Here is a 19,892-nt window from a genome sequence, read left to right as displayed (position 1 = left end):
CTCATTCAGGCCACATTACGTTTTCCCTGCCGATAAGGTAATCCAGGTGATTAGCATGAGAGGCACGCTGCTTTGCGGCTTGCATAAATTGCCGAGCCGCTCGGTCCTGTTTGAGAAGAATAGCTATTCCAGCTTTTTCAAACGAATACTGCTCAGTGTTGTCTAAAGAGGAGAGGTAGGACAATATGCCGCTGTGATCCCGACACTGTTCAAAAATCGGAAGTGCATGCGCCCGCAGCGCCGTTGCCAGCGTTTCCTTCAGCGCAGCCAAATCAGTCGACGCATCAATTTCGCAAGTGCCCAGCGGCGGTGTACATAAACGGGCAAGTTCGTAATTTACCGGACTCATGATGCCCTCGAGGGGGCCCTTGAATTTGGTCGGAGCCAGAATTAATTCATACCATTCACTACTAAAAACCTGAATGTCCAAGTGGAAAATCGCATTGGAACGGTTTCCCCACCGGCTCGCTCTTAAATAAACGGTGTGAAATATAGGTGAAATATCCAATATCGACCAATGACCGCGCTTGCGAAACCCAAGAGGTTTGAGAATCGAATTATGCAAGTCGGAGAACAGGCTGTCTCGGTCTTTAAGGGCATCCATGGAACTCATCATTCTGCAGTAACAGGGCTCACGGGACTCAGGCTGAACAGTTCAGCATCCACTGCACGCCAAACTGGTCGGTCAATTTGCCGTAGTAGTCGCCCCAAACCTGCGTGTCCAGAGGAGTAGTGACCACGCCTCCATCCGCCAGTTTGTCAAAAAGCTGTTTCGTCAGCTGCCGGTCGGTCATCTGCAAAATATGTGCGGACCCTCGCATCGGCTCCGCATCGTCGTTGTCTGAGGCGAAGAACAAAACGCCCGGCCCCTCAAATCGTGCATGCATGATTTTGCCGCGCATGGCTTCATTGCGAACCGGCATGCCATCTACGCCGAATCGCAGCACGTCGGTCATCCGACCCAGCCCGCACTGGGTGTAAAACTCCAGTGCTTGTTCGCAAGTCGTTGTAAAGAAAAGGTAATTGGATAATTGCATCAAACCATCCTGATAGATAGGCGAGGATGCTTAGAATATCATATTGCCAATATGGAAAGTGCGATCATCTGTTTATGCCGGCTCGGCGTGCTCCACCATCAGCTGCACCTTGGTGACGCCGTTGTATTCGTTGGCGTCGAGCCGGAACGCGACCTTGGCACGCTCGCCCAGCGAGTCGACGTGGCCGAACCAGATGGCGTCATAACGCGCGCCGTTCTTCTCCAGCAGCAGCTTGAGGTGGCGTTCCTTCAAAATGCGCTGGCTCACCACGCGGAACTCGTCGCAGAACACCGGCGGCGCGAAGCCCTGGCCCCATACCTGGCCATCCATCAGCTCAATGAAAGCGGTGGTGTAGTAGGCGTCTTCCAGCGGGCCGTCGGTTTCGATCACGCGTTCCAGCTGCTGCTTGCTCAGCCACGCCCGGCCCACTTCCTCGAAGGCGGCGGCGAAGGCGTCGAAGGCGTCGGCGCGCAGCGTCAGGCCGGCCGCCATCGCGTGGCCGCCGAATTTGTCGATCAGCGACGGCGCCTTCTTGTACACCAGGTCCAACGCGTCGCGCAGATGGAAGCCGGGGATGGAACGGCCGGAGCCCTTGATCCAGCCGTCGGCGCCGGGCGCGAAGGTGATGGTCGGGCGGAAGAACTTTTCCTTCAGGCGCGAGGCGACGATGCCGATCACGCCCTGGTGCCACGATTCGTCGAACACGCAGATGGTGCTGCTGTTGGCCGGCTCGAACGCGTCCAGGTGCAGCAAGGCCGCATCCTGCATCTCGGCTTCGATCTCGCGGCGTTTCAGGTTGATTTCATTGAGCTGCTGCGCCAGCTGCCATGCGCGGCCCTCGTCGTCGGTGATCAGGCATTCGATCCCCAGCGACATGTCCTCCAGCCGTCCGGCCGCGTTCAGGCGCGGGCCCAGCGCGAAACCGAGGTCGAAGGGATTGGCGGTGCGCGGTTCGCGCCCGGCCACGCGGAACAGCGCGGCCACGCCGGCGTGCATGCGGCCGGCGCGCATGCGCTTCAGGCCTTGCGCCACCAGGATGCGGTTGTTCGGATCGAGCCGCACCACGTCGGCCACGGTGCCCAGCGCGACCAGGTCGAGCAGGTTGTCCAGCTTGGGCTGGGTCTGGGCGTCGAACACGCCGCGCTTGCGCAGTTCCGCGCGCAGCGCCAGCAGCACGTAGAACACCACGCCGACGCCGGCGATATGCTTGCTCGGGAAGCCGCATTCCGGCTGATTGGGATTGACGATCACACGCGCGGCCGGCAGCGTGTCGGCCGGCAGGTGGTGGTCGGTGACGACGACTTCGATGCCGCGCCGGTTGGCCTCGGCCACGCCGTCGATGCTGGCGATGCCGTTATCGACGGTGATGATGATGTCCGGCTGCTTCTCGCGCGCCGTCAGTTCGACGATCTCCGGCGTCAGGCCGTAGCCGTACTCGAAGCGGTTGGGCACGATGAAGTCGATGTTGGCGCCCATCGCGCGCAGGCCGCGCAGCGCGACCGCGCAGGCGGTGGCGCCGTCGCAGTCGTAGTCGGCCACGATCACCATGCGCTTGCCGGCGGCGATGGAATCGGCCAGGAACACGGCGGCGGCGCCGATGTGCAGCAGGCCCGAAGGCGGAATCATGGCCGCCAGTTCGCTCGACAGCTCCTTGACGTCGGTCAGGCCGCGCGACGCGTACAGCCGCGCCAGTACTGGATGGATGCCGCCCTGGCGCAGCATTTCGGATTCGCGGAACGGGCAGGGACGGGTGGCGATACGGGTCATGTCAGGCTTGCTTCAATAAGAGGTTCAGGTTCGGCTTGCGCCAGAATTTGCGCAGCGCCAGTTTATTGGCGCTGACGGTGCTCCAGCCATTGCGATGGCTGAGCAGCAGCGTGATGCGGCCGATGCGACCGTCCTGCAAGGCCGCCAGCAACGGCGCCAGCCATTCCTGCTCGATGCGCTGCATGCGCGTAATCCAGTCGGACCAGTCGCCGGTCTGCGCCGACGGTATCAATTCGGCCAGCATCACGGCGCCCGGCTGGGCGATCAGTTGCGCGGCGGTTGGCGCGCGCAGCGCGGGCGCGGCCAGCGCCTGCATCCACTCCGGGCCGCCGGCGATCGCCAGCGGCTGCGGCGCGGCCTTCAGCGGACCGGCGCCGCCCCACAGCCAGAACGAGTTCACCGCCTGCAGGCCGCGCGTCTGGCGCGCTTCGTTGACCGGGTGTTCATGCCACTGCATCTGGATCTCGTTTTGCAGCTTGCGATAGGCGCGCGCGTGTTCGCCTTCGGGCATCCAGTCGCTCAGGTTTTGCGTGGTGGCGGCGTCGGGCGAGGCGGTGGCCAGGCCGGACCACTCGTCGGCCCGTGCAAACCACAGGCCGGGCGCGCCGTGCAGCAGCGTCTTGCCTTGCTCCTCGAAGCAGGGGCGGGCCAGCTCGTAGAGCGCGCGCGATTCTGCCTCGCTCAAATGCAGCGCGCGCGGATCGGACAGCAGCAGATGGGTGCGCGACAGCTGGATATGCGCCGGCTGTACGATGAACCAGTGGCCTTGCTCGGCTGCGGCCTCCGCCTGCAAACCGCAGCCGTGCATGACGGCGGTGGCCACCGGCGCGCCGGTGTCGGGACGGTCGGGCGCAGCCGCAAGGCCCAGTGCGTGGGCCAGCCAGGCTTCGTGCGGCAGCACCCGGCTGTCGTTGTCGTAGATGTTGTATTGAAAGTGTTTGTGGCGAGACAACAACGTTGCCAAAGCAGGGGTTTTCAGGACCCGCAACAGGTCGGACGCCATCTCCGGCGGAGGCAAAGCGTAAGGCAGGGCAAGGGTGATTTCAGTCATGGCGAGATTGTAGGGCATAGCGGCTGGCGATGGGGTATTGCGTTGTGGAACTAAAAAATGACAAAAAGAATCATAAAAGTTAAAAATAACAATTATCAAAAGAAAAGTTTTGCTATAATTGCGACAACTTACATGCATCTCCAGCATCACTTCAGCCTGGTGATGTCAGTTTTCCCGTTTTTCCCAGCCGCCTTTGACCTCATCCCCGTCAGCAGCCGCGCCGGTCAGCAATCCACTCCAAAACGACTTTTTGAAGGCCTATAACAATGATTAAGTTCAAATACAGCGGTGTGACGGTTGAGGTAACGAAATGAGTGATATCACCGTCAATACCACCATTCATGTTTGTGAAGATACGAATACCAACTTTGATTTGCGCGATGTGCTGGCAGCGGCCAATCTGAACACAACGGCTGTATTGAGCATCACCAAGATGATCGTGAAGTTGCCGGATGGCACCACGGTGAGTGGCGACACGGCGCTGTTCGGCAAGGTTGATAACGACACCGTCTACGTCCACCCGGGCGCCTGGAAGCCCAACTATAACGGCCAGTTCGCGACGATTGAATTCGTCACGCAGAACGGCACCGATGGCACCCGCATTTCGATCAACCTGCAGGTGGTGGTCGATCCCGTCAATGACGCGCCCACCGGCGCCGACAAGGTCTTCGCGCTGACCAACGGCGCGGCCGTCACGCTGGCGCAGGGCGACTTCGGCTTCGTCGATGCGGTCGAGCACGACGCCTTCCAGTCCGTCATCATCACCTCGCTGCCGACCGCCGGCAAGCTGATGCTCAACGGCGTGGCCGTGGCCATCAATGCCGAAATCTCGGCCGCCGACATCGCCGCCGGCCACCTGTCGTTCGAACCCAGCCAGACTGCCGCCGGCAGCTTCGACATCGGCTTCAAGGTGCGCGACGCCGGCGGCCTGGTCGGCTGCGGCGCGGCCGACACCAGCGTCACGCCCAACTACCTGACCTTCAAGGTGCCGATGTCGCACCTGGGCGACTTCGTCTGGGAAGACAGCAACGGCAACGGCGTGCAGGACGGCGGCGAAGCCGGCCTGGCCAACGTCACCGTGCAGCTGAAGGACGTCGACGGCCACGTGGTCTCGACCACCACCACCGACGCCAGCGGCAAATACCACTTCGACGTCAATCCCGGCACCTACTCGGTGTCCGTGCAGGCGCCGGCCGGCTATGCGGCCACCGTCAAGGGCCAGGGCGGCGACGCCGTCGACAGCGACATCGACGCCAGCGGCAACACCGGCGCGATCACGCTGGCGCCGGGCGAGACCAACAACAAGGCCGACGCCGGCCTGGTGCGCCTGGCCTCGCTGGGCGACACGGTCTGGTACGACGCCAACCGCGACGGCGTGCAGAACAACGGCGAGGCGGGCGTGGCCGGCGTCAAGGTCACGCTGCTGGACGCGGCCGGCCATGCGACCGGCGCCACCGTCACCACCGACGCCAGCGGCCACTACCAGTTCAGCGGCCTGCAGCCGGGCAGCTACAGCGTGCAGTTCGACAAGACCACCTTGCCGGCTGGCTACCTGTTCACCACCCAGGCCCAGGGCGGCGACGCCACCACCGATTCCGACGCCGACGTCGGCACCGGCCAGACCGCGCAAGTGACGCTGGCCTCCGGCGACAGCTACCAGCACCTGGATGCGGGCATCGTCGTCAAGCAAGCCACCGTGGGCGACCGCGTGTGGGAAGACGGCAACGGCAACGGCGTGCAGGACGCGGGCGAGCAGGGCGTGGACGGCGCGGTCGTCACGCTCAAGGACACCAGCGGCCACGTGGTCGGCTCGGTCACCAGCCACGACGGCGGCCAGTACAGCTTCACCGTCGATCCGGGCACCTACACTGTGTCGGTGGCGCCGCCTGCGGGCTACGCGTTCACCGCCGCCGGCAAGGGCGGCGATGGCGCGCTGGACAGCGACGTCGGCAGCGACGGCAATGCCAGCGTCACGGTCGGCGCGGGCGACGTCAAGCTGGACGTCGACGCCGGCATCTACCGCCCGGCCTCGCTGAGCGAAATAGTGTGGATCGACGCCAACCGCGACGGCCGCCTGAACAACGGCGAAGTCGGCGCGGCCGGCGTCAAGGTCACCCTGCTGGATGCCAGCGGCAACGCTGTGGCGGGCGCCTCCGCCGTCACCGACGCCAACGGCCACTACCAGTTCAACGACCTGGTGCCCGGCGTCTACAGCGTGCAGTTCGACAAGAGCACGCTGCCAGCCGGCTACAACTTCACTTCCGCCGCACAGGGCGGCCCTGGCGGCGCGGGCTCCGACGCCGACACCGGCACCGGCAAGACCGCGCAGGTCACGCTGGCCTCGGGCGACAACCTGACCCTGCGCGCCGGCCTGATGGTGCAGCAAGCCACGCTGGGCGACCGTGTATGGGAAGACAGCAATGCCAACGGCGTGCAGGATAGCGGCGAAAGCGGCATCGACGGCGTCACCGTCGATCTGAAGGACAGCCTGGGCAACGTGGTCAACAGCACCGTCACCCACGACGGCGGCCAGTACAGCTTCACCGTCGATCCCGGCACTTACTCGATCGCCGTGACCGCGCCTGCGGGCTACGTCAGCAGCGCGAGCAACCAGGGCGGCAACGCCGCCACCGACAGCGACATCAACGCAGCGGGCCAGAGCGGCAACGTGACGCTGACGGCCGGCCAGAGCAACACCACGGTCGATGCCGGCCTGTACAAGCTCGCCGAACTGGGCGACAGCGTCTGGAACGACGCCAACCGCAACGGCGTGCAGGACGCCAATGAAACCGGCCGTGCCGGTGTCAAGGTCACGCTGCTCGACGCCAGCGGCGCCGCAGTGGCCACCGCCACCACCGACGTTGACGGCCACTACCTGTTCAACAACCTGAAGCCGGGCGCCTACAGCGTGCAGTTCGACAAGACCACGCTGGGCACCGGCTATGTATTCAGCGGCGCGCACGCCGGCAGCGACGGCGCCGTCGATTCCGACGCCAGCGTCACCACCGGCCAGACCCAGCAAGTCACGCTGGCCTCGGGCGCGGTCAACCACGACCTGGATGCCGGCGTCTCCGCCTTGCAGGCCACCATCGGCGACCGCGTGTGGGAAGACAAGAACGGCAACGGCGTGCAGGATGCGGGCGAAGCCGGCATCGTCGGCGTCAAGGTCGACCTGAAGGACGAGCAGGGCAACGTCGTCCAGACCACCACCAGCGGCGCCGACGGCAAGTACAGCTTCACCGTGGACGCCGGCAAATACGCGATCTCGGTCACCGCGCCGACCGGCATGACCGCCACCGGCGAACACGCCGGCGGCAACGGCGCGCTGGACAGCGATGTCGACGCCGCCGGCCAGGGCGACCTGATCACCGTGACGCCGGGCCAGACCAACAATGACGTCGACGCCGGCTTCTACAAGGGCGCGAGCCTGGGCGACCGCGTCTGGTACGACGTCAACAAGAACGGTGTGCAGGACAGCGGCGAAACCGGCGTGGCCGGCGTCAAGGTGATCCTGCTGGACCAGGCCGGCAATCCGACCGGCACCACCGCGACCACCGACGCCAACGGCAACTACAGCTTCACCAACCTGAAGCCGGGCACCTACAGCGTGCAGTTCGACAAGGGTACGCTGCCGGCCAACTACAGCTTCACGGCGGCCGACCAGGGCGCCAGCGACGTCAAGGATTCCGACGCCAACATCACCACCGGCAAGACCGCGCAAGTGGTGCTGACCTCGGGCGCCGTCAACAACGACCTGGACGCCGGCCTGGTGGCGGCTCCGGCCAAGCTGGGCGACACCGTCTGGGAAGACAAGAACGGCAACGGCCTGCAGGACAGCGGCGAAGCGGGCCTGTGCGGCGTCACCGTGCAGCTGAAGGACACCAGCGGCAAAGTGGTGGCCACCACCACCACCGACACCGCCGGCCACTACAGCTTCACCGCCGACCCAGGCAGCTACACGGTGTCGGTCACGGCGCCGTCGGGCTTTAGCTTCACCGGCAAGGATGTCGGCAGCGACGACGCCAGGGACAGCGACTTCGCCAGCAACGGCGTCAGCAATGTCGTCAAGCTGGCCGCCGGCGAAGTCAACAACACCGTCGACGCCGGCCTGTACAAGGCAGCCTCGATCGGCGACCGCGTCTGGCTGGACAGCAACAAGAACGGCATCCAGGACAGCGGCGAATGCGGCGTGTCCGATGTCAAGGTGATCCTGGTCGACGCCGACGGCAACCAGGTCGGCAAGGCCGTCACCACCGATTGCGACGGCAACTACATGTTCACCGGCCTCAAGCCGGGCAGCTACACCGTGCAGTTCGACAAGGCCACGCTGCCGGAAGGCATGGTCTTCACCAAGGCCAACCAGGGCAGCAACGACGGCGTCGATTCCGATGTCGACGCCAACGGTCTGTCGCACGTCGTCACCGTCGCCTCGGGCCAGGTCGACAAGAGCGTCGACGCCGGCGTGCTGGCGGCCGCCACCATCGGCGACAAGGTCTGGATCGACAAGAACGGCAACGGCCTGCAGGACGACGGCAGCGACAGCGGCAAGTCCGGCGTGACCGTCAACCTGCGCGACGCCGGCGGCAACATCGTCAAGACCACCACCACCGACAGCAACGGCAACTACAAGTTCTCGGTGGCGGCGGGCACCTACTCGGTCGACATCAAGGCGCCGAGCGGCTACCTGGTCACCGCCAAGGACGTGGGCAGCGACGGCAACCTCGACAGCGACGCCGACGCCAGCGGCAACCTCGGCTCGATCACCGTGACCGCCGGCCAGCACGCCACCAATATGGACGCCGGCCTGTATCAGAAGGGCTCGATCGGCGACAAGGTCTGGTACGACACCAACGGCGACGGCATCCAGCAGTCGGGCGAGGCGGTCGCCAAGAATGTCGTGGTAACGCTGCTCAACGAAAAAGGCGTGGCCATCGCCACCGACACCACCGACGCCAGCGGCCTGTACTCGTTCACCGACGTCGGCCCCGGCAAGTACTCGGTCAAGTTTAGCGCGCCGGAAGGCTACATCTTCACCAAGGCCAACCAAGGCAGCAACAGCGGCGCCGATTCGGACGCCGACAGCAGCGGCCAGACCGCGCAGTTCTCGCTGGCCTCCGGCGTGAAGGACACCAGCCGCGACGCCGGCCTGGTCAAGGCCGCCAGCATCGGCGACACCGTCTGGGAAGACGTCAACTACAACGGCGTCAAGGACAGCGGCGAGAAGGGCGTCGACGGCGTCACCGTCAAGCTGTACGACACGGCCGGCGTGCTCAAGGGCACCACCGTCACCCACGACGGCGGCCAGTACCTGTTCGACGGCCTTGCCGCCGGTTCGTACAAGGTCGCGGTCACCAACGGCAGCGGCTGGTACTTCACCAAGACCGGCATGGGCACCGACGCCACCGATTCCGACATCACCAACGTCAGCGGCAGCACCGGCAGCACCGGCGCCATCACGCTGGCGGCCGGCCAGAACATCACCACCGAAGATGCCGGCATCTATCGCAAGGCCACCATCGGCGACAAAGTGTGGCGCGACGCCAACCACAACGGCATCCAGGACAGCGGCGAGGAAGGCATCGGCGGCATCAGCGTTGCGCTGTACGACGCCGCCACCAACAAGCAGCTGGGCTCGACGATCAAGACCGATGCGAACGGCAACTACAAGTTCAGCGACCTGACTCCGGGCAATTACTACCTGGTGTTCGACAAGACCAACGTCAGCGCCTACTTCTCGTCGGACCACAAGACCTACAACATGAGCAACTGGAAGTGGGGCGTGAAGAACGTCGGCAGCAACGACGCCATCGATTCGGACGTGACCGGCGACGGCAAGGCTTATACCGACGTCACCCATACCGACACGATCTCGCTGACCTCGGGCAAGAACGACATGAGCTGGGATGCCACCATCACGCCGATCGCGATCGACTTGAACGGCGACGGCATCCACACCATCGCCCGCAGCGCGATGCAGGGCAGCTTCGATCTGCTGGGCACCGGCAAGGCGATCCAGTCCGGCTGGCTGTCGGGCAGCGACGGCTTCCTGGCCGTCGACAGCAACGGCAACGGCAAGATCGACAGCATCAACGAGCTGTTCGGCGGCGCCAGCAAGGGTTCGGGCTTCGCCAAGCTGGAAACCTATGACAGCAACCACGACGGCGTGGTCGATGCAAGGGATGCGCAGTTCGCAAGCCTGCTGGTCTGGCAGGATAAGAACAGCGACGGCAAGACCGATGCCGGCGAGTTGATGTCGTTGAAGGACGCCGGCGTGGCCAGCCTGAAGGTGGCCTACACCGAACTGCCGTTCGTCGACGCCAACAACAATCTGCACTTGGAGCGCAGCAGTGTGGTCATGAGCGACGGCAAAACGGCCGACATGACCGACGTGTATTTCGACGTCGCCAGGGCAGACGCGGCCGCGGCCGGCGTGGTCGCTCCGACCATCGCTGACCTGATCGGCGCAGAGCCGGCGGCGACGCTGGTGGGCCAATGCCCGGTAGCGCACGTTTAAAGATTTTTTAAAACAACTTCTAAATAAGAGAATTCATCATGACCATCAAATTCAACACCGCCATCAAAGCCGCCGCCGTCGCCGCAGCACTGCTGTTCTCCACCGCCAGCCACGCCGCCCTGACGGAAGTATCGAACGTCGACTATTTCAACTTTGATGCAAACATCTACAGCCACGGCGGCAGCACCAGCCTCACCACCTGGTCGCTGACCGGCGTCAACGCACTGGCCTTCTGCATCGAGCCTGATGTCGACGCCAACAAGGCCGCCAGCTATGGCGTCAACGGCAGCTACGTGGCATCCGACTATGTCAAGGCGTTGTATGAAACCTCGTACCGCGACGTGATCAGCGCCGGCGGCGTCTACAACGCCAATAACGCCGCCGCTTTTCAGCTGGCGCTGTGGGAAGCGCTGGATGACCACAATTTCAACAATGTCAACGGCAAGATGTACCTGCCGAACGTCGTGACCGGCTTTGATGCCGACGTGGACGCCGTCACCGCCGCCGCCCACGTGATGATGGACAAGACCGTCGCTTTCGTGGACAACCACGGCGCGGCCAACACCTTCGCCTACACCGCCTACAGCGCCGCCGATTCGCAGGGCATGCTGACCGTTTCGGCCGTGCCGGAAGCCGATACCTGGGCCATGATGGTGGTCGGCCTGGGCCTGCTGGGTCTGGTCAGCCGCCGCAAATCGGACAAGAGCGAAACCTTCGCCTGATTTGTAGGGGGCAGGGTGCGGTGTTTCACCCATGAAATCCCATTTATATGGCACACTGCGGGCTCACCAATGTTGATTTCCTTTGGAGCCCATGAGCCTTATCCAGAACCTGCCCTTTGAATGGCTGGTCGGCCTGCGTTACACGCGGGCCGGCAAGCGCAGCGGACGCAATAGTTTTATCTCCTTTATCTCGCTCATTTCCATGGCCGGCATCGGCCTGGGCGTGGCCGCGCTGATCGTCGTGCTGTCCGTGATGAACGGCTTCCAGAAAGAAGTGACCGACCGCATGCTGTCGGTGCTGGCCCACGTCGAAATCTTCGATGCCCGCGGCTCGATGCCGGACTGGCACGCCGCCGCCGCCGAGGCGCGCAAGAATCCCGAAGTGATCGGCGCCGCGCCGTTCGCCGAAACGCAGGGCATGCTGGTGCGTGACGACGTGCTGCGCCCGGCCATCATCCGCGGCGTGCTGCCGGAGCAGGAACCCAACGTCTCCGACGTCGCCAAGCAGACCAAACGCGGCAGCTTCAACGCGCTGCAGCCGGGCAGCTACAACATCGTGCTCGGCATCGAACTGGCGCGCGCGCTGCGCGTCAACCTCGGCGAAAAGGTCACGCTGGCGCTGGCCCAGGGCCAGCCGACACCGGCCGGCGTGCTGCCGCGCCTGCGTTCGTTCACCGTGGTCGGCATCTTTGAGGCCGGCCACAACGAGTTCGACTCTGCATTGGCCTTCGTCCACCTGACCGACGCCGAAAAACTGCTGCGCATGGACGCGCCGGCCGGCCTGCGCCTGCGCCTGTCGGACATGCACCGCGCGCCGCAAGTGGCGCAGGACCTGAAAGCGAGCATGTCGGGCGACCTGATCATGCGCGACTGGTCCAAGCTCAACGCCAACTGGTTCGCCGCCGTACAGACCGAGAAGCGCATGATGTTCATCATCCTGACCCTGATCATCGCGGTGGCCGCCTTCAACCTGGTGTCGACGCTGGTGATGACCGTGACCGAGAAACAGGCCGACATCGCCATCCTGCGCACGCTGGGCGCTTCGCCGCGTTCGATCATGAAGATCTTCATGATCCAGGGCGCACTGGTCGGCATCCTCGGCACCGCGATCGGCGTGGGCCTGGGCGTGCTGGTGGCGCTCAACATCGACGTCATCGTGCCGTTTATCGAACATATATTGGGAGTGCAGTTCTTGTCGAAGGATATCTACTACATCAGCAGCGTGCCGTCCGACCTGCGTTGGCCGGACGTGTCCAAGATCGGCGGCGTGGCCGTGGTGCTGGCCTTCGTGGCCACGTTGTACCCGAGCTGGTGGGCCGCCCGCGTGAAACCTGCGGAGGCGCTGCGCTATGAGTAATCTTGAACCCGTCGTCCTGTCCTGCCGCAGCCTGGGCAAGACCTTTACGCAAGGCGCCTACTCGGTGCAGGTGCTCAACGGCATCGACATCGACGTGCGGCGCGGCGAGCGCGTGGCCATCGTCGGCGCCTCCGGCTCCGGCAAGTCGACCCTGCTGCACCTGCTGGGCGGCCTCGATACGCCGAGCAAGGGCAGCGTCACCCTGCTGGGCAAGGACTTCGCCAGCCTGAGCGAGACGGCGCGCGGCGACCTGCGCAACAGTTCGCTGGGCTTCGTCTATCAGTTCCACCATCTGCTGCCGGAATTCAGCGCGCTGGACAACGTGGCGATGCCGCTGATGATACGCCGCGTCAAGCGCAGCGAGGCGAGCAGCGTGGCGCAGCAGATCCTCACCCGCGTCAACCTGGCCAAGCGCGTCACGCACGTGCCGGGCGAGCTGTCCGGCGGCGAGCGTCAGCGCGTGGCGCTGGCGCGGGCGCTGGTCACGCAGCCGGCCTGCGTGCTGGCCGACGAACCGACCGGCAACCTCGATCACGCCACTGCGCAGCAGATCTTCGATTTGATGCTGGAACTGTCGCGCACCCTGGGCACGGCCTTCATCATCGTCACCCACGATATCGAGCTGGCGCGCCGCTGCGACCGCGTGCTGCGCCTGACCGACGAAGGCCTGCACCCTTACCAGGACTGACGTCATGTGGATCGACACCCACTGCCATCTCGACGCCCACGAATTCGGCGGCGAGTCGGCCGCGCAGGCGGCGCTGGCGCGGCGGCAGGGCGTGTCGATGATCGTCATCCCGGCGGTGGAGACGGCCAATTTCCCGGTGGTGGCGCAGCTGGCCGCCAGCGTGGACAACGCCTGCTACGCGCTGGGCATCCATCCGATCTACGTGCCGCACGCCGCAGAGGATGACCTGCGCGTGCTGCGCGAACAGGTCGCCGTCGCCATGGCCGACCGCCGCTTCGTCGCGCTCGGCGAGATCGGCCTGGACTTTTTCATCCCCATGCTGACCGAGCCGGCGATGCGCGAAAAGCAAATATTCTTCTTCCGCGAACAGCTCAAGATTGCCCGCGATTTCGAACTGCCGGTGCTGATGCACGTGCGCCGTTCGCAGGATGTGGTGCTCAAGCACGTGCGCCAGATCCGTCCCGCCGGCGGCATCGCCCATGCGTTCAACGGCAGCTTCCAGCAGGCGCAGGGCTATATCGAGCTGGGCTTCAAGCTGGGCTTCGGCGGCGCCATGACCTTTACGCGCGCGCTGCAGATCCGCAGGCTGGCGGCCGAGCTGCCGCTGGCATCGATCGTGCTGGAAACGGACGCGCCGGATATCGCTCCCAGCTGGGTGCACCCCGGCCGTAACAGTCCCGACCAAATTCCCCGCATCGGCGCCGTGCTGGCCGAACTGCGCGGTATGAGCGTGGAGGAGGTCGCGCTTGCGACCACGGCAAATGCCAAACAAACCCTGACCCGCATGTAAAGACGTCGATGACGATGAAATTGATCCGATGGTTGACCGTCGTGGCGTCGATCGCCATGTTGAGCGGGTGCGCCTACCCCAGCTTTAATCGCAACTCCGTCGATATCAGAATTCGCACTGTGACACTGGACCAGCGTTTCCCGCTGCTCAAGGCATATCAGGAATGCGCCGTCGATTGCGCCGATCCAGCGAGCTATACGTTCGCCCACTTCGACGTGGCATCCAGCAACCTGACACCGATCATCACTTCGCGCTTAGGGGAGCCAGACCGCAGCTTTACGGGCGTCGCCAATCTGATTCCTTCGTACAGCTTCAAGCCGGGCGTGCGGGTGCTGGATACCGTTGCTTTCGATAGTTACTCATCCGACTACCGCCAGGAGGTCGTTTTTTATCGGAATGCCGGCAGCGAGGACGGTCACCAGCTGATAGTTCAATTGCCGCGTGAGCGCTGCCCGGTTTATAAAGAGGTCCCGCGTTCCCGCCGCACGGCCGAGCTGTGGCAGCCGGTCAAGTTCGTCGTCGTCGTCGAATCCCGTGCCACCATCTTCGTTGAGATGAAAGCGCCAACGGCGCAGTGCCCAGGCTTGCGTGTGCGGGATGCATTGGCGAATGTCGCCGGAATTCCTGCGGAGCTCACGGCGCATGTCTACCGCGTCTATGCCGTGGATTTCGCCAAGGTCGCCGGTAAATGGGTCACAGCCGATCTGGTCACCGCGCCGTCTTGTGGCGCCGTGTCCGAAGGGCAGCAATCATTGCCATGTCCCGGCCCGACGGGCGAGGTGATGGCCCAGTTGGATCCCATTCCAGATATCTCAATGAAATCTCAAGCCCAGCAGTTCGTGTGTCGCGTACACACGTCGTCCACCGATTGGCACATCTATAGTGGCATGGCGGCGACGTCGAATGGCGAGATCGCATATTCGAGGCGTTACAAGCCGGTCATGCAATAAGTTCGCCGCTCCGGGCCTCGAAGCAGGCTCAAGCATAAAATTTCGGAGAATGTGTTGTGTCAACTCAAAGTTTGTTGATTTGCCATGTCTTTGTGACATTCGGATAGAATTCATGATCAGATTGTGGTGCATAATTGTCAATATTTACCCGCCCACCTCACGATCCCTACGATGAAATCTCAAGCTAGCATTGCCGCCGCCCTCCTGTTCGTTCCCGTCCTGTGCCTTGCCGACTCGAGCGAGGTCTCCGAGCGCCAGATCGACGTCCCCAAGTGCAAAACGCCAGCGGCCAAGGTCGTCTTCACCGAATTCAAATGCAAATCGGCCGATTGCTCGTCGGGCGCAGGCCAGCAGGACCCGCGCCAGTACCGCTGGTGGGAGCGCCGCGGCGATGTCGCGCAGCCGAGCTACACCGGCGTCGGCACCGGCATGACCGAAATGCTGGCCACCGCGCTGACCCAGACCGGCTGCTTCGACGTGCAGGAACGCGCGGAAATGGAAGAAATCAACAAGGAACTGGCGCTGATCGGCAAGAAGGTCGAAGCCGAAGCGGCCGACTTCATGATCACCGGTTCGATCACGTCGCTGGGCTTCGAGCAAAGCTCCACCGGTCTCGGCGGCCTGGGCTTCCTCAAAGGCCCGCTGGGCTTGCTGGCCGGCTCGGTCGACTTCAAGAAATCCAAGGTCCACATGAACATGGACATCCGCGTGGTGGACGTCAAGCGCGCCAAGATCGTCGCCTCCAAGACCTTCCAGGCGAATAACGAAAAGAACGGCTTCGGCGTGTCGGCGCTGGGCTGGGGCGGCGGTGTCGGGCTGGGCGGCAGCCACGCCAGCATCAGCGGCTCGCCTCTGGAAGAAGTCGCGCGCGACTTGCTGGTCAAGTCGACGTCCTTCCTGGCCGAGACCATCGCCGCCAAGAACATCACCGACCACATCGCGGTCAAAGCGACCGACGTCTCGGTGAAATAGAGCGCGCGCGATAGTACCGCATGTGGACCGCAGGTACGATTGAATAAATGGCTCTGTTGTAATAATGCTTTATTTGACATGAAATATCGACAATGATATCTTCTTTGCACCACTACCCGTGGTCATCGTTTGAACTTTAACTATCTGAAAAAGGTTCTTAAAAATGAAAAAGCAAAATGAGACTAAGCTGTTCGCATTCAAACTGGCAGAGAAAAAAGTCGCCGCTGTAAAAGCCGCTCCGCAATGGAAAGCGCGCGAAGGCGTGGCGCTGGCCGGCTGCTCCGGTCCTGACGCCCGCGGTCCACGCAACGGCCGCGCCGACACCGGTATCTGGTGCTAAGCTGAGCTACTGCCCGCCTGTGCCCGGGACTCCAGGCGCATGCGGGTAGCCAGCCGACTCCATGAGCAAGACCATCCTGCTGATCACCCACAGCGACGACCTGCACGTCGACTTGCTGACTCCCATGCTGGCCGCCCGAGGCGGAACCTTCTTCCGGATCGACCTCGACGCCTTTCCCCGCGATTACGAACTGATTCAATCCTTCCAACCGCACGGCTGCCACGGCGAAATCCGCCATCTGCCGTCGGGCGCCAGCGTCGTTGTCGAGGAGGTGGGCGCTGTCTGGGCCCGCAAGTCGGCCGACTTTGCCTACCGCAGCGCCGAGCTGGGCGCACAGGAGTTGGCCTATGCCAAACTGGAAAGCGAGCAGGCCTTGTTCGGCCTGCTGTACGGCCTGGACTGCTACTGGATCGGCCACCCGCTGACGATGCGCGGCGCCATGTGGAAAGGCGAGCAATTGCAGCGCGCGCAGCGCATGGGCTTTCGCATACCGGCCACGCTGGTGACCAACTCCGCCGAGCAGGTGCGCCAATTCCAACGGCAACTGCCGGGCGAGATGATCTTCAAGGCCATGTCGACGCCGTCGCTGGCGGCGGAAGAGGTGGACGCCGCCGAGTGCGTCGTCGAAGGCTTGACCACCACCGTGGTCGACGAGGACATGATGGACGCCATCGACGCGGTGGCCGAGCTGCCGTGCCAGTTCCAGGGCTACATCGCCAAGCGGTACGAGCTGCGCGTGACCGTCATCGGCCAGCGGGTGTTCGCCGCAAAGATCCACAGCCAGGACGACAGCCGCACGGCGGTCGATTGCCGCGACATGTCAGCGCCGATCCGCTACGAGCCAACCTTGCTGCCGCCGCATATCGAACAGCGCTGCCTGGCGCTGGTGGCCAGCTACGGCTTGAATTTCAGCGCGCTGGACCTGATTGTCACGCCGGACGACGAATACGTTTTCCTCGAAAATAACCCCGCCGGCCAGTTCCTGTTCATCGAGCAGTTGATCCCCGAATTCAATCTGCTGGAAACGCTGGCCGGCCAGCTGTTGCAGGAGGCCGCATGCCGCACGCACTGAACGACCATCTGCCGGAAAAAATCAAGCAGCTCGAAGCGCTGCGCGGCGGCCGCGTGCTGGTGATGGCGGCTGCGCAGCTGGACATGGAAATGCTGCCCGCGCTATACCAGCAACTGCGCGCCATCGGCCGCGGCGAGCGGCTGGACGTCCTGCTGCAATGCCGTGGCGGCATGGTCAACGCCGCGCGCCGCATCGCGCTGCTGCTGCGCGAGTACACGCAGCGCCTGAGCTTTATCGTGCCGTACTACTGCCAGTCGTCGGCCACGCTGCTGACGCTCGCCGCCGATGAGATCATCGCCGGCGAGCTGGCGATTTTCTCGCCCGTCGATCCGCATTTGCAGGGCGACGCCGAGGGCGGCGAGTCGGGCGCCGTGTCGTCGCAGGACATCAGGCAGTTCGGCGAGATGTGCGCCGCCTGGTTTGGCGCGGACGCCGGGCAGGCGCGCGCGGAAGCGTTGTCGCTGCTGAGCGCCAGCGTGTTCCCGCCCACGCTGACGGCGTTCTACCGCACCACGCTGGAGTTGCGCCAGATCGGCGAGGAGTTGTTGCGGTATCAGCTGCCCCAGCGCGACGCCGATGCGCGCGGCAAGATCGTCGAGCATCTGATGTCCGCCTACCATTCGCACCATTACGCCATCACCGGCGCGGAATTGGCGTTGCTCGGCCTGCAAGTGCGGCGCGCACCCGAGGTCGAGGATCTGGCCTGGGAAATTTCGCTGTTGTTGCAAGCGCATATCGGCGGCGGCGCGCGCACTTCGGTCGAGGCGCCGGTGCAGGAAGCCTTGCTGGCCACGCGCGATGGCGTGACGGTACGCTACCGGCAAGCGGAAGGGCTGCTGCCGCGCTGGTCCGGCGTTGCATGAGCAATCCACATCTGCAACGGCTGGCGCTGCTGCGCGTGTTTGCGCCGCGCCTGGCCATGGGCCTGCTGTTCATGACCGTGACGGTGCTGGTGGAACTGAGCTATCCACGGGCGCTGTCGTATTTCATCGACCATATCGGCTTGAAGAACGACGGCAGCTGGTTCGGCCCCTTCGCCGCGACGGTGACGGCGGTGCTGGCGCTGCAAGCGGTGGCAACCACCATGCGCTACTACCTGTTCGAATCGACCGGGCACATGATCGTCGCGCGCATCCGCCGCCTGCTGTATGGCGCGCTGATACGGCAGCCGGTCGGCTTCTACGACAAGCACAACGTCGGTGAGCTGACCAGCCGCCTGTCGGCCGACGTCGAGATCCTGCACGACACGCTGACCATGGGCCTGGCCATTTCGCTGCGCTCCTTGTGCGTGCTGGCCGGCTGCGTCGTGATGCTGTTGTCGATCTCGCCGGTACTGAGCCTGATCCTGCTGGTCTACGTGCCCTTGACGCTGACCATGGGCGACTGGCTGGGCAAGCATGTGCGCCGGCGCTCGCGCGAGATCCAGCAGCGCCAGGCCGATTGCGGCAGCGTGGCGCACGAATACTTCACCAACATCCGGCTGGTGCATGCGTTCAACCAGCAGCGCGCCGCCGGCGCCAGGTATGCCGACGCCACCGCGCATGCGCTGACGGCGGCGATAGGCAATACGCGTTTGCTGGCTTCGTTTCGCGGCGTGTCGTCGTTCGCCATGTACCTGGCGTTGCTGGCCACCTTGTGGCTGGGCGCGACGCTGATCGGGCAGGGCAGGCTGTCGGCGGGCGAGCTGACCAGCTTTGTGATCTATGCGGGCATGGTCACCAGTTCGTCCGGCGCGGTCAGCGATTTCTGGAGCGACTGGATGCGCACCATCGGCGCCACCGAGCGGGTGTTCGAGATCATCGAGAGCGAAGGCGCAGCCGATGCCCGGCCCACCGGGGCTCTGGCGCTGCGCGGCGATCTGTCGTTCCGCGACGTCAGCTTCGTCTATCCCGAGCGGCCGGAAAAACTCGCGCTCGATGGTGTCAGTTTCACCATCGCGGCGGGGGAGAATGTCGCGCTGGTGGGGGCGTCGGGGGCGGGCAAGTCCACCATCGCCAGTTTGATGCTGGGCTTTTACGGGCCGCGCAGCGGGGCCATCGCCTTCGATGGCATGCCGTACGAGCGGCTTGACGTCGCCGGGGTGCGCGCGCATATCGCCATTGTGGAGCAGGAGCCGTCGCTGTTCTCGGGCAGCATTTTCGAGAACATCGCCTTCGCGGTGCCGGACCGGGAGGTGACGCGGGCGGAAGTGGCCGATGCCGCCCGGCTGGCCAATGCGCATGATTTTATCGACGGCTTCCCGCACGGTTACGACACCGTGGTCGGCGAGCGCGGCGTGCAGCTGTCCGGCGGGCAGAAGCAGCGCATCGCCATCGCCCGCGCCTTGCTGCGCAATCCGAAGATCCTGATCCTCGACGAAGCCACCAGCGCGCTCGATTCCGCCAGCGAACTGCAGGTGCAGCAGGCGCTGGACAAGCTGATGGAGGGACGCACCACCATCGTCATCGCTCATCGTTACTCGACCATCGTCAAGGCCGACCGCGCGCTGGTGCTGGAGCAGGGCGCCATCGTGCAGCAGGGCGCGCATGCGGAGTTGATCCAGCAGCGCGGCGGCTTGTACTTCCACCTGATGCAGAACCAGTTGTCGGCATATCGCACGGGATGATCTGTATCAATTTACGATAAGGTCGGC

16 protein-coding genes are annotated in these 19,892 nt (G+C 63.9%); 12 read left to right on the top strand and 4 right to left on the bottom strand.

Annotation, left to right across the window (positions count from 1 at the left end):
• Position 1 precedes the first annotated feature (1 nt).
• The 4 genes from RUGAMON1_RS13705 to RUGAMON1_RS13690 all read right to left on the bottom strand — a co-directional run bounded on the left by RUGAMON1_RS13705 (position 2) and on the right by RUGAMON1_RS13690 (position 3,855).
• Positions 2 to 604 (bottom strand): DUF4304 domain-containing protein, encoded by a 603-nt coding sequence (locus RUGAMON1_RS13705; RefSeq protein ID WP_445231030.1) that lies wholly within the window; start codon positions 602 to 604, stop codon positions 2 to 4.
• Positions 605 to 641: 37 nt separating this feature from the next.
• Positions 642 to 1,037, bottom strand: coding sequence for a VOC family protein (locus RUGAMON1_RS13700; RefSeq protein ID WP_445231029.1), 396 nt, complete (start codon positions 1,035 to 1,037; stop codon positions 642 to 644).
• 72 nt (positions 1,038 to 1,109) lie between these two features.
• A complete protein-coding gene (gene recJ, locus RUGAMON1_RS13695; RefSeq protein WP_445231028.1) occupies positions 1,110 to 2,804 on the bottom strand; it encodes a single-stranded-DNA-specific exonuclease RecJ in 1,695 nt (564 codons plus the stop codon).
• A 1-nt stretch (position 2,805) separates the two neighbouring features.
• Positions 2,806 to 3,855 carry a hypothetical protein gene (locus RUGAMON1_RS13690; protein WP_445231027.1) on the bottom strand — a complete coding sequence of 350 codons (1,050 nt, stop codon included), beginning with the start codon at positions 3,853 to 3,855 and terminating at the stop codon, positions 2,806 to 2,808.
• A gap of 57 nt (positions 3,856 to 3,912) precedes the next feature.
• On the opposite strand from RUGAMON1_RS13690, the gene RUGAMON1_RS13685 reads away from it, so the two are divergent.
• From RUGAMON1_RS13685 to RUGAMON1_RS13630, 12 genes are all read left to right on the top strand, one after another.
• Complete coding sequence (locus RUGAMON1_RS13685) at positions 3,913 to 4,119, top strand: hypothetical protein (RefSeq protein ID WP_445231026.1); 207 nt, start codon at positions 3,913 to 3,915, stop codon at positions 4,117 to 4,119.
• 46 nt (positions 4,120 to 4,165) lie between these two features.
• Entirely contained in the window at positions 4,166 to 10,369 is a 6,204-nt protein-coding gene (locus RUGAMON1_RS13680) for an SdrD B-like domain-containing protein (protein WP_445231025.1), read from the top strand.
• 38 nt (positions 10,370 to 10,407) lie between these two features.
• Entirely contained in the window at positions 10,408 to 11,091 is a 684-nt protein-coding gene (locus RUGAMON1_RS13675) for a PEP-CTERM sorting domain-containing protein (RefSeq protein ID WP_445231024.1), read from the top strand.
• A gap of 91 nt (positions 11,092 to 11,182) precedes the next feature.
• Positions 11,183 to 12,448: a lipoprotein-releasing ABC transporter permease subunit gene (locus tag RUGAMON1_RS13670; RefSeq protein WP_445231023.1), complete on the top strand. Its 1,266-nt coding sequence runs from the start codon at positions 11,183 to 11,185 to the stop codon at positions 12,446 to 12,448.
• Complete coding sequence (gene lolD, locus RUGAMON1_RS13665) at positions 12,441 to 13,136, top strand: lipoprotein-releasing ABC transporter ATP-binding protein LolD (protein ID WP_445231022.1); 696 nt, start codon at positions 12,441 to 12,443, stop codon at positions 13,134 to 13,136. The genes RUGAMON1_RS13670 and lolD overlap by 8 nt, the downstream gene beginning before the upstream one ends.
• 4 nt (positions 13,137 to 13,140) lie before the next feature.
• A complete protein-coding gene (locus RUGAMON1_RS13660; RefSeq protein ID WP_445231021.1) occupies positions 13,141 to 13,926 on the top strand; it encodes a TatD family hydrolase in 786 nt (261 codons plus the stop codon).
• 8 nt (positions 13,927 to 13,934) lie between these two features.
• A complete protein-coding gene (locus RUGAMON1_RS13655) occupies positions 13,935 to 14,876 on the top strand; it encodes a hypothetical protein (protein WP_445231020.1) in 942 nt (313 codons plus the stop codon).
• 171 nt (positions 14,877 to 15,047) lie between these two features.
• Positions 15,048 to 15,848 carry a CsgG/HfaB family protein gene (locus RUGAMON1_RS13650; protein ID WP_445231019.1) on the top strand — a complete coding sequence of 267 codons (801 nt, stop codon included), beginning with the start codon at positions 15,048 to 15,050 and terminating at the stop codon, positions 15,846 to 15,848.
• A gap of 163 nt (positions 15,849 to 16,011) precedes the next feature.
• Positions 16,012 to 16,188 (top strand): hypothetical protein, encoded by a 177-nt coding sequence (locus RUGAMON1_RS13645; RefSeq protein WP_199538494.1) that lies wholly within the window; start codon positions 16,012 to 16,014, stop codon positions 16,186 to 16,188.
• A 61-nt stretch (positions 16,189 to 16,249) separates the two neighbouring features.
• Positions 16,250 to 17,260, top strand: a complete 1,011-nt coding sequence (locus RUGAMON1_RS13640; protein ID WP_445231018.1) for an MvdC/MvdD family ATP grasp protein — start codon at positions 16,250 to 16,252, stop codon at positions 17,258 to 17,260.
• Complete coding sequence (locus RUGAMON1_RS13635) at positions 17,245 to 18,123, top strand: SDH family Clp fold serine proteinase (RefSeq protein ID WP_445231017.1); 879 nt, start codon at positions 17,245 to 17,247, stop codon at positions 18,121 to 18,123. Before RUGAMON1_RS13640 ends, RUGAMON1_RS13635 begins: the two co-directional genes overlap by 16 nt.
• Positions 18,120 to 19,865: an ABC transporter ATP-binding protein gene (locus RUGAMON1_RS13630; protein WP_445231016.1), complete on the top strand. Its 1,746-nt coding sequence runs from the start codon at positions 18,120 to 18,122 to the stop codon at positions 19,863 to 19,865. Before RUGAMON1_RS13635 ends, RUGAMON1_RS13630 begins: the two co-directional genes overlap by 4 nt.
• Positions 19,866 to 19,892: the final 27 nt, after the last annotated feature.

It is taken from the genome of Duganella rhizosphaerae (assembly GCF_040364205.1).
Lineage (GTDB): Bacteria > Pseudomonadota > Gammaproteobacteria > Burkholderiales > Burkholderiaceae_D > Rugamonas > Rugamonas rhizosphaerae.
The sequence above is the reverse complement of the archived record's forward strand: the minus strand, read 5'-3'. Positions and strand labels throughout refer to the sequence as shown.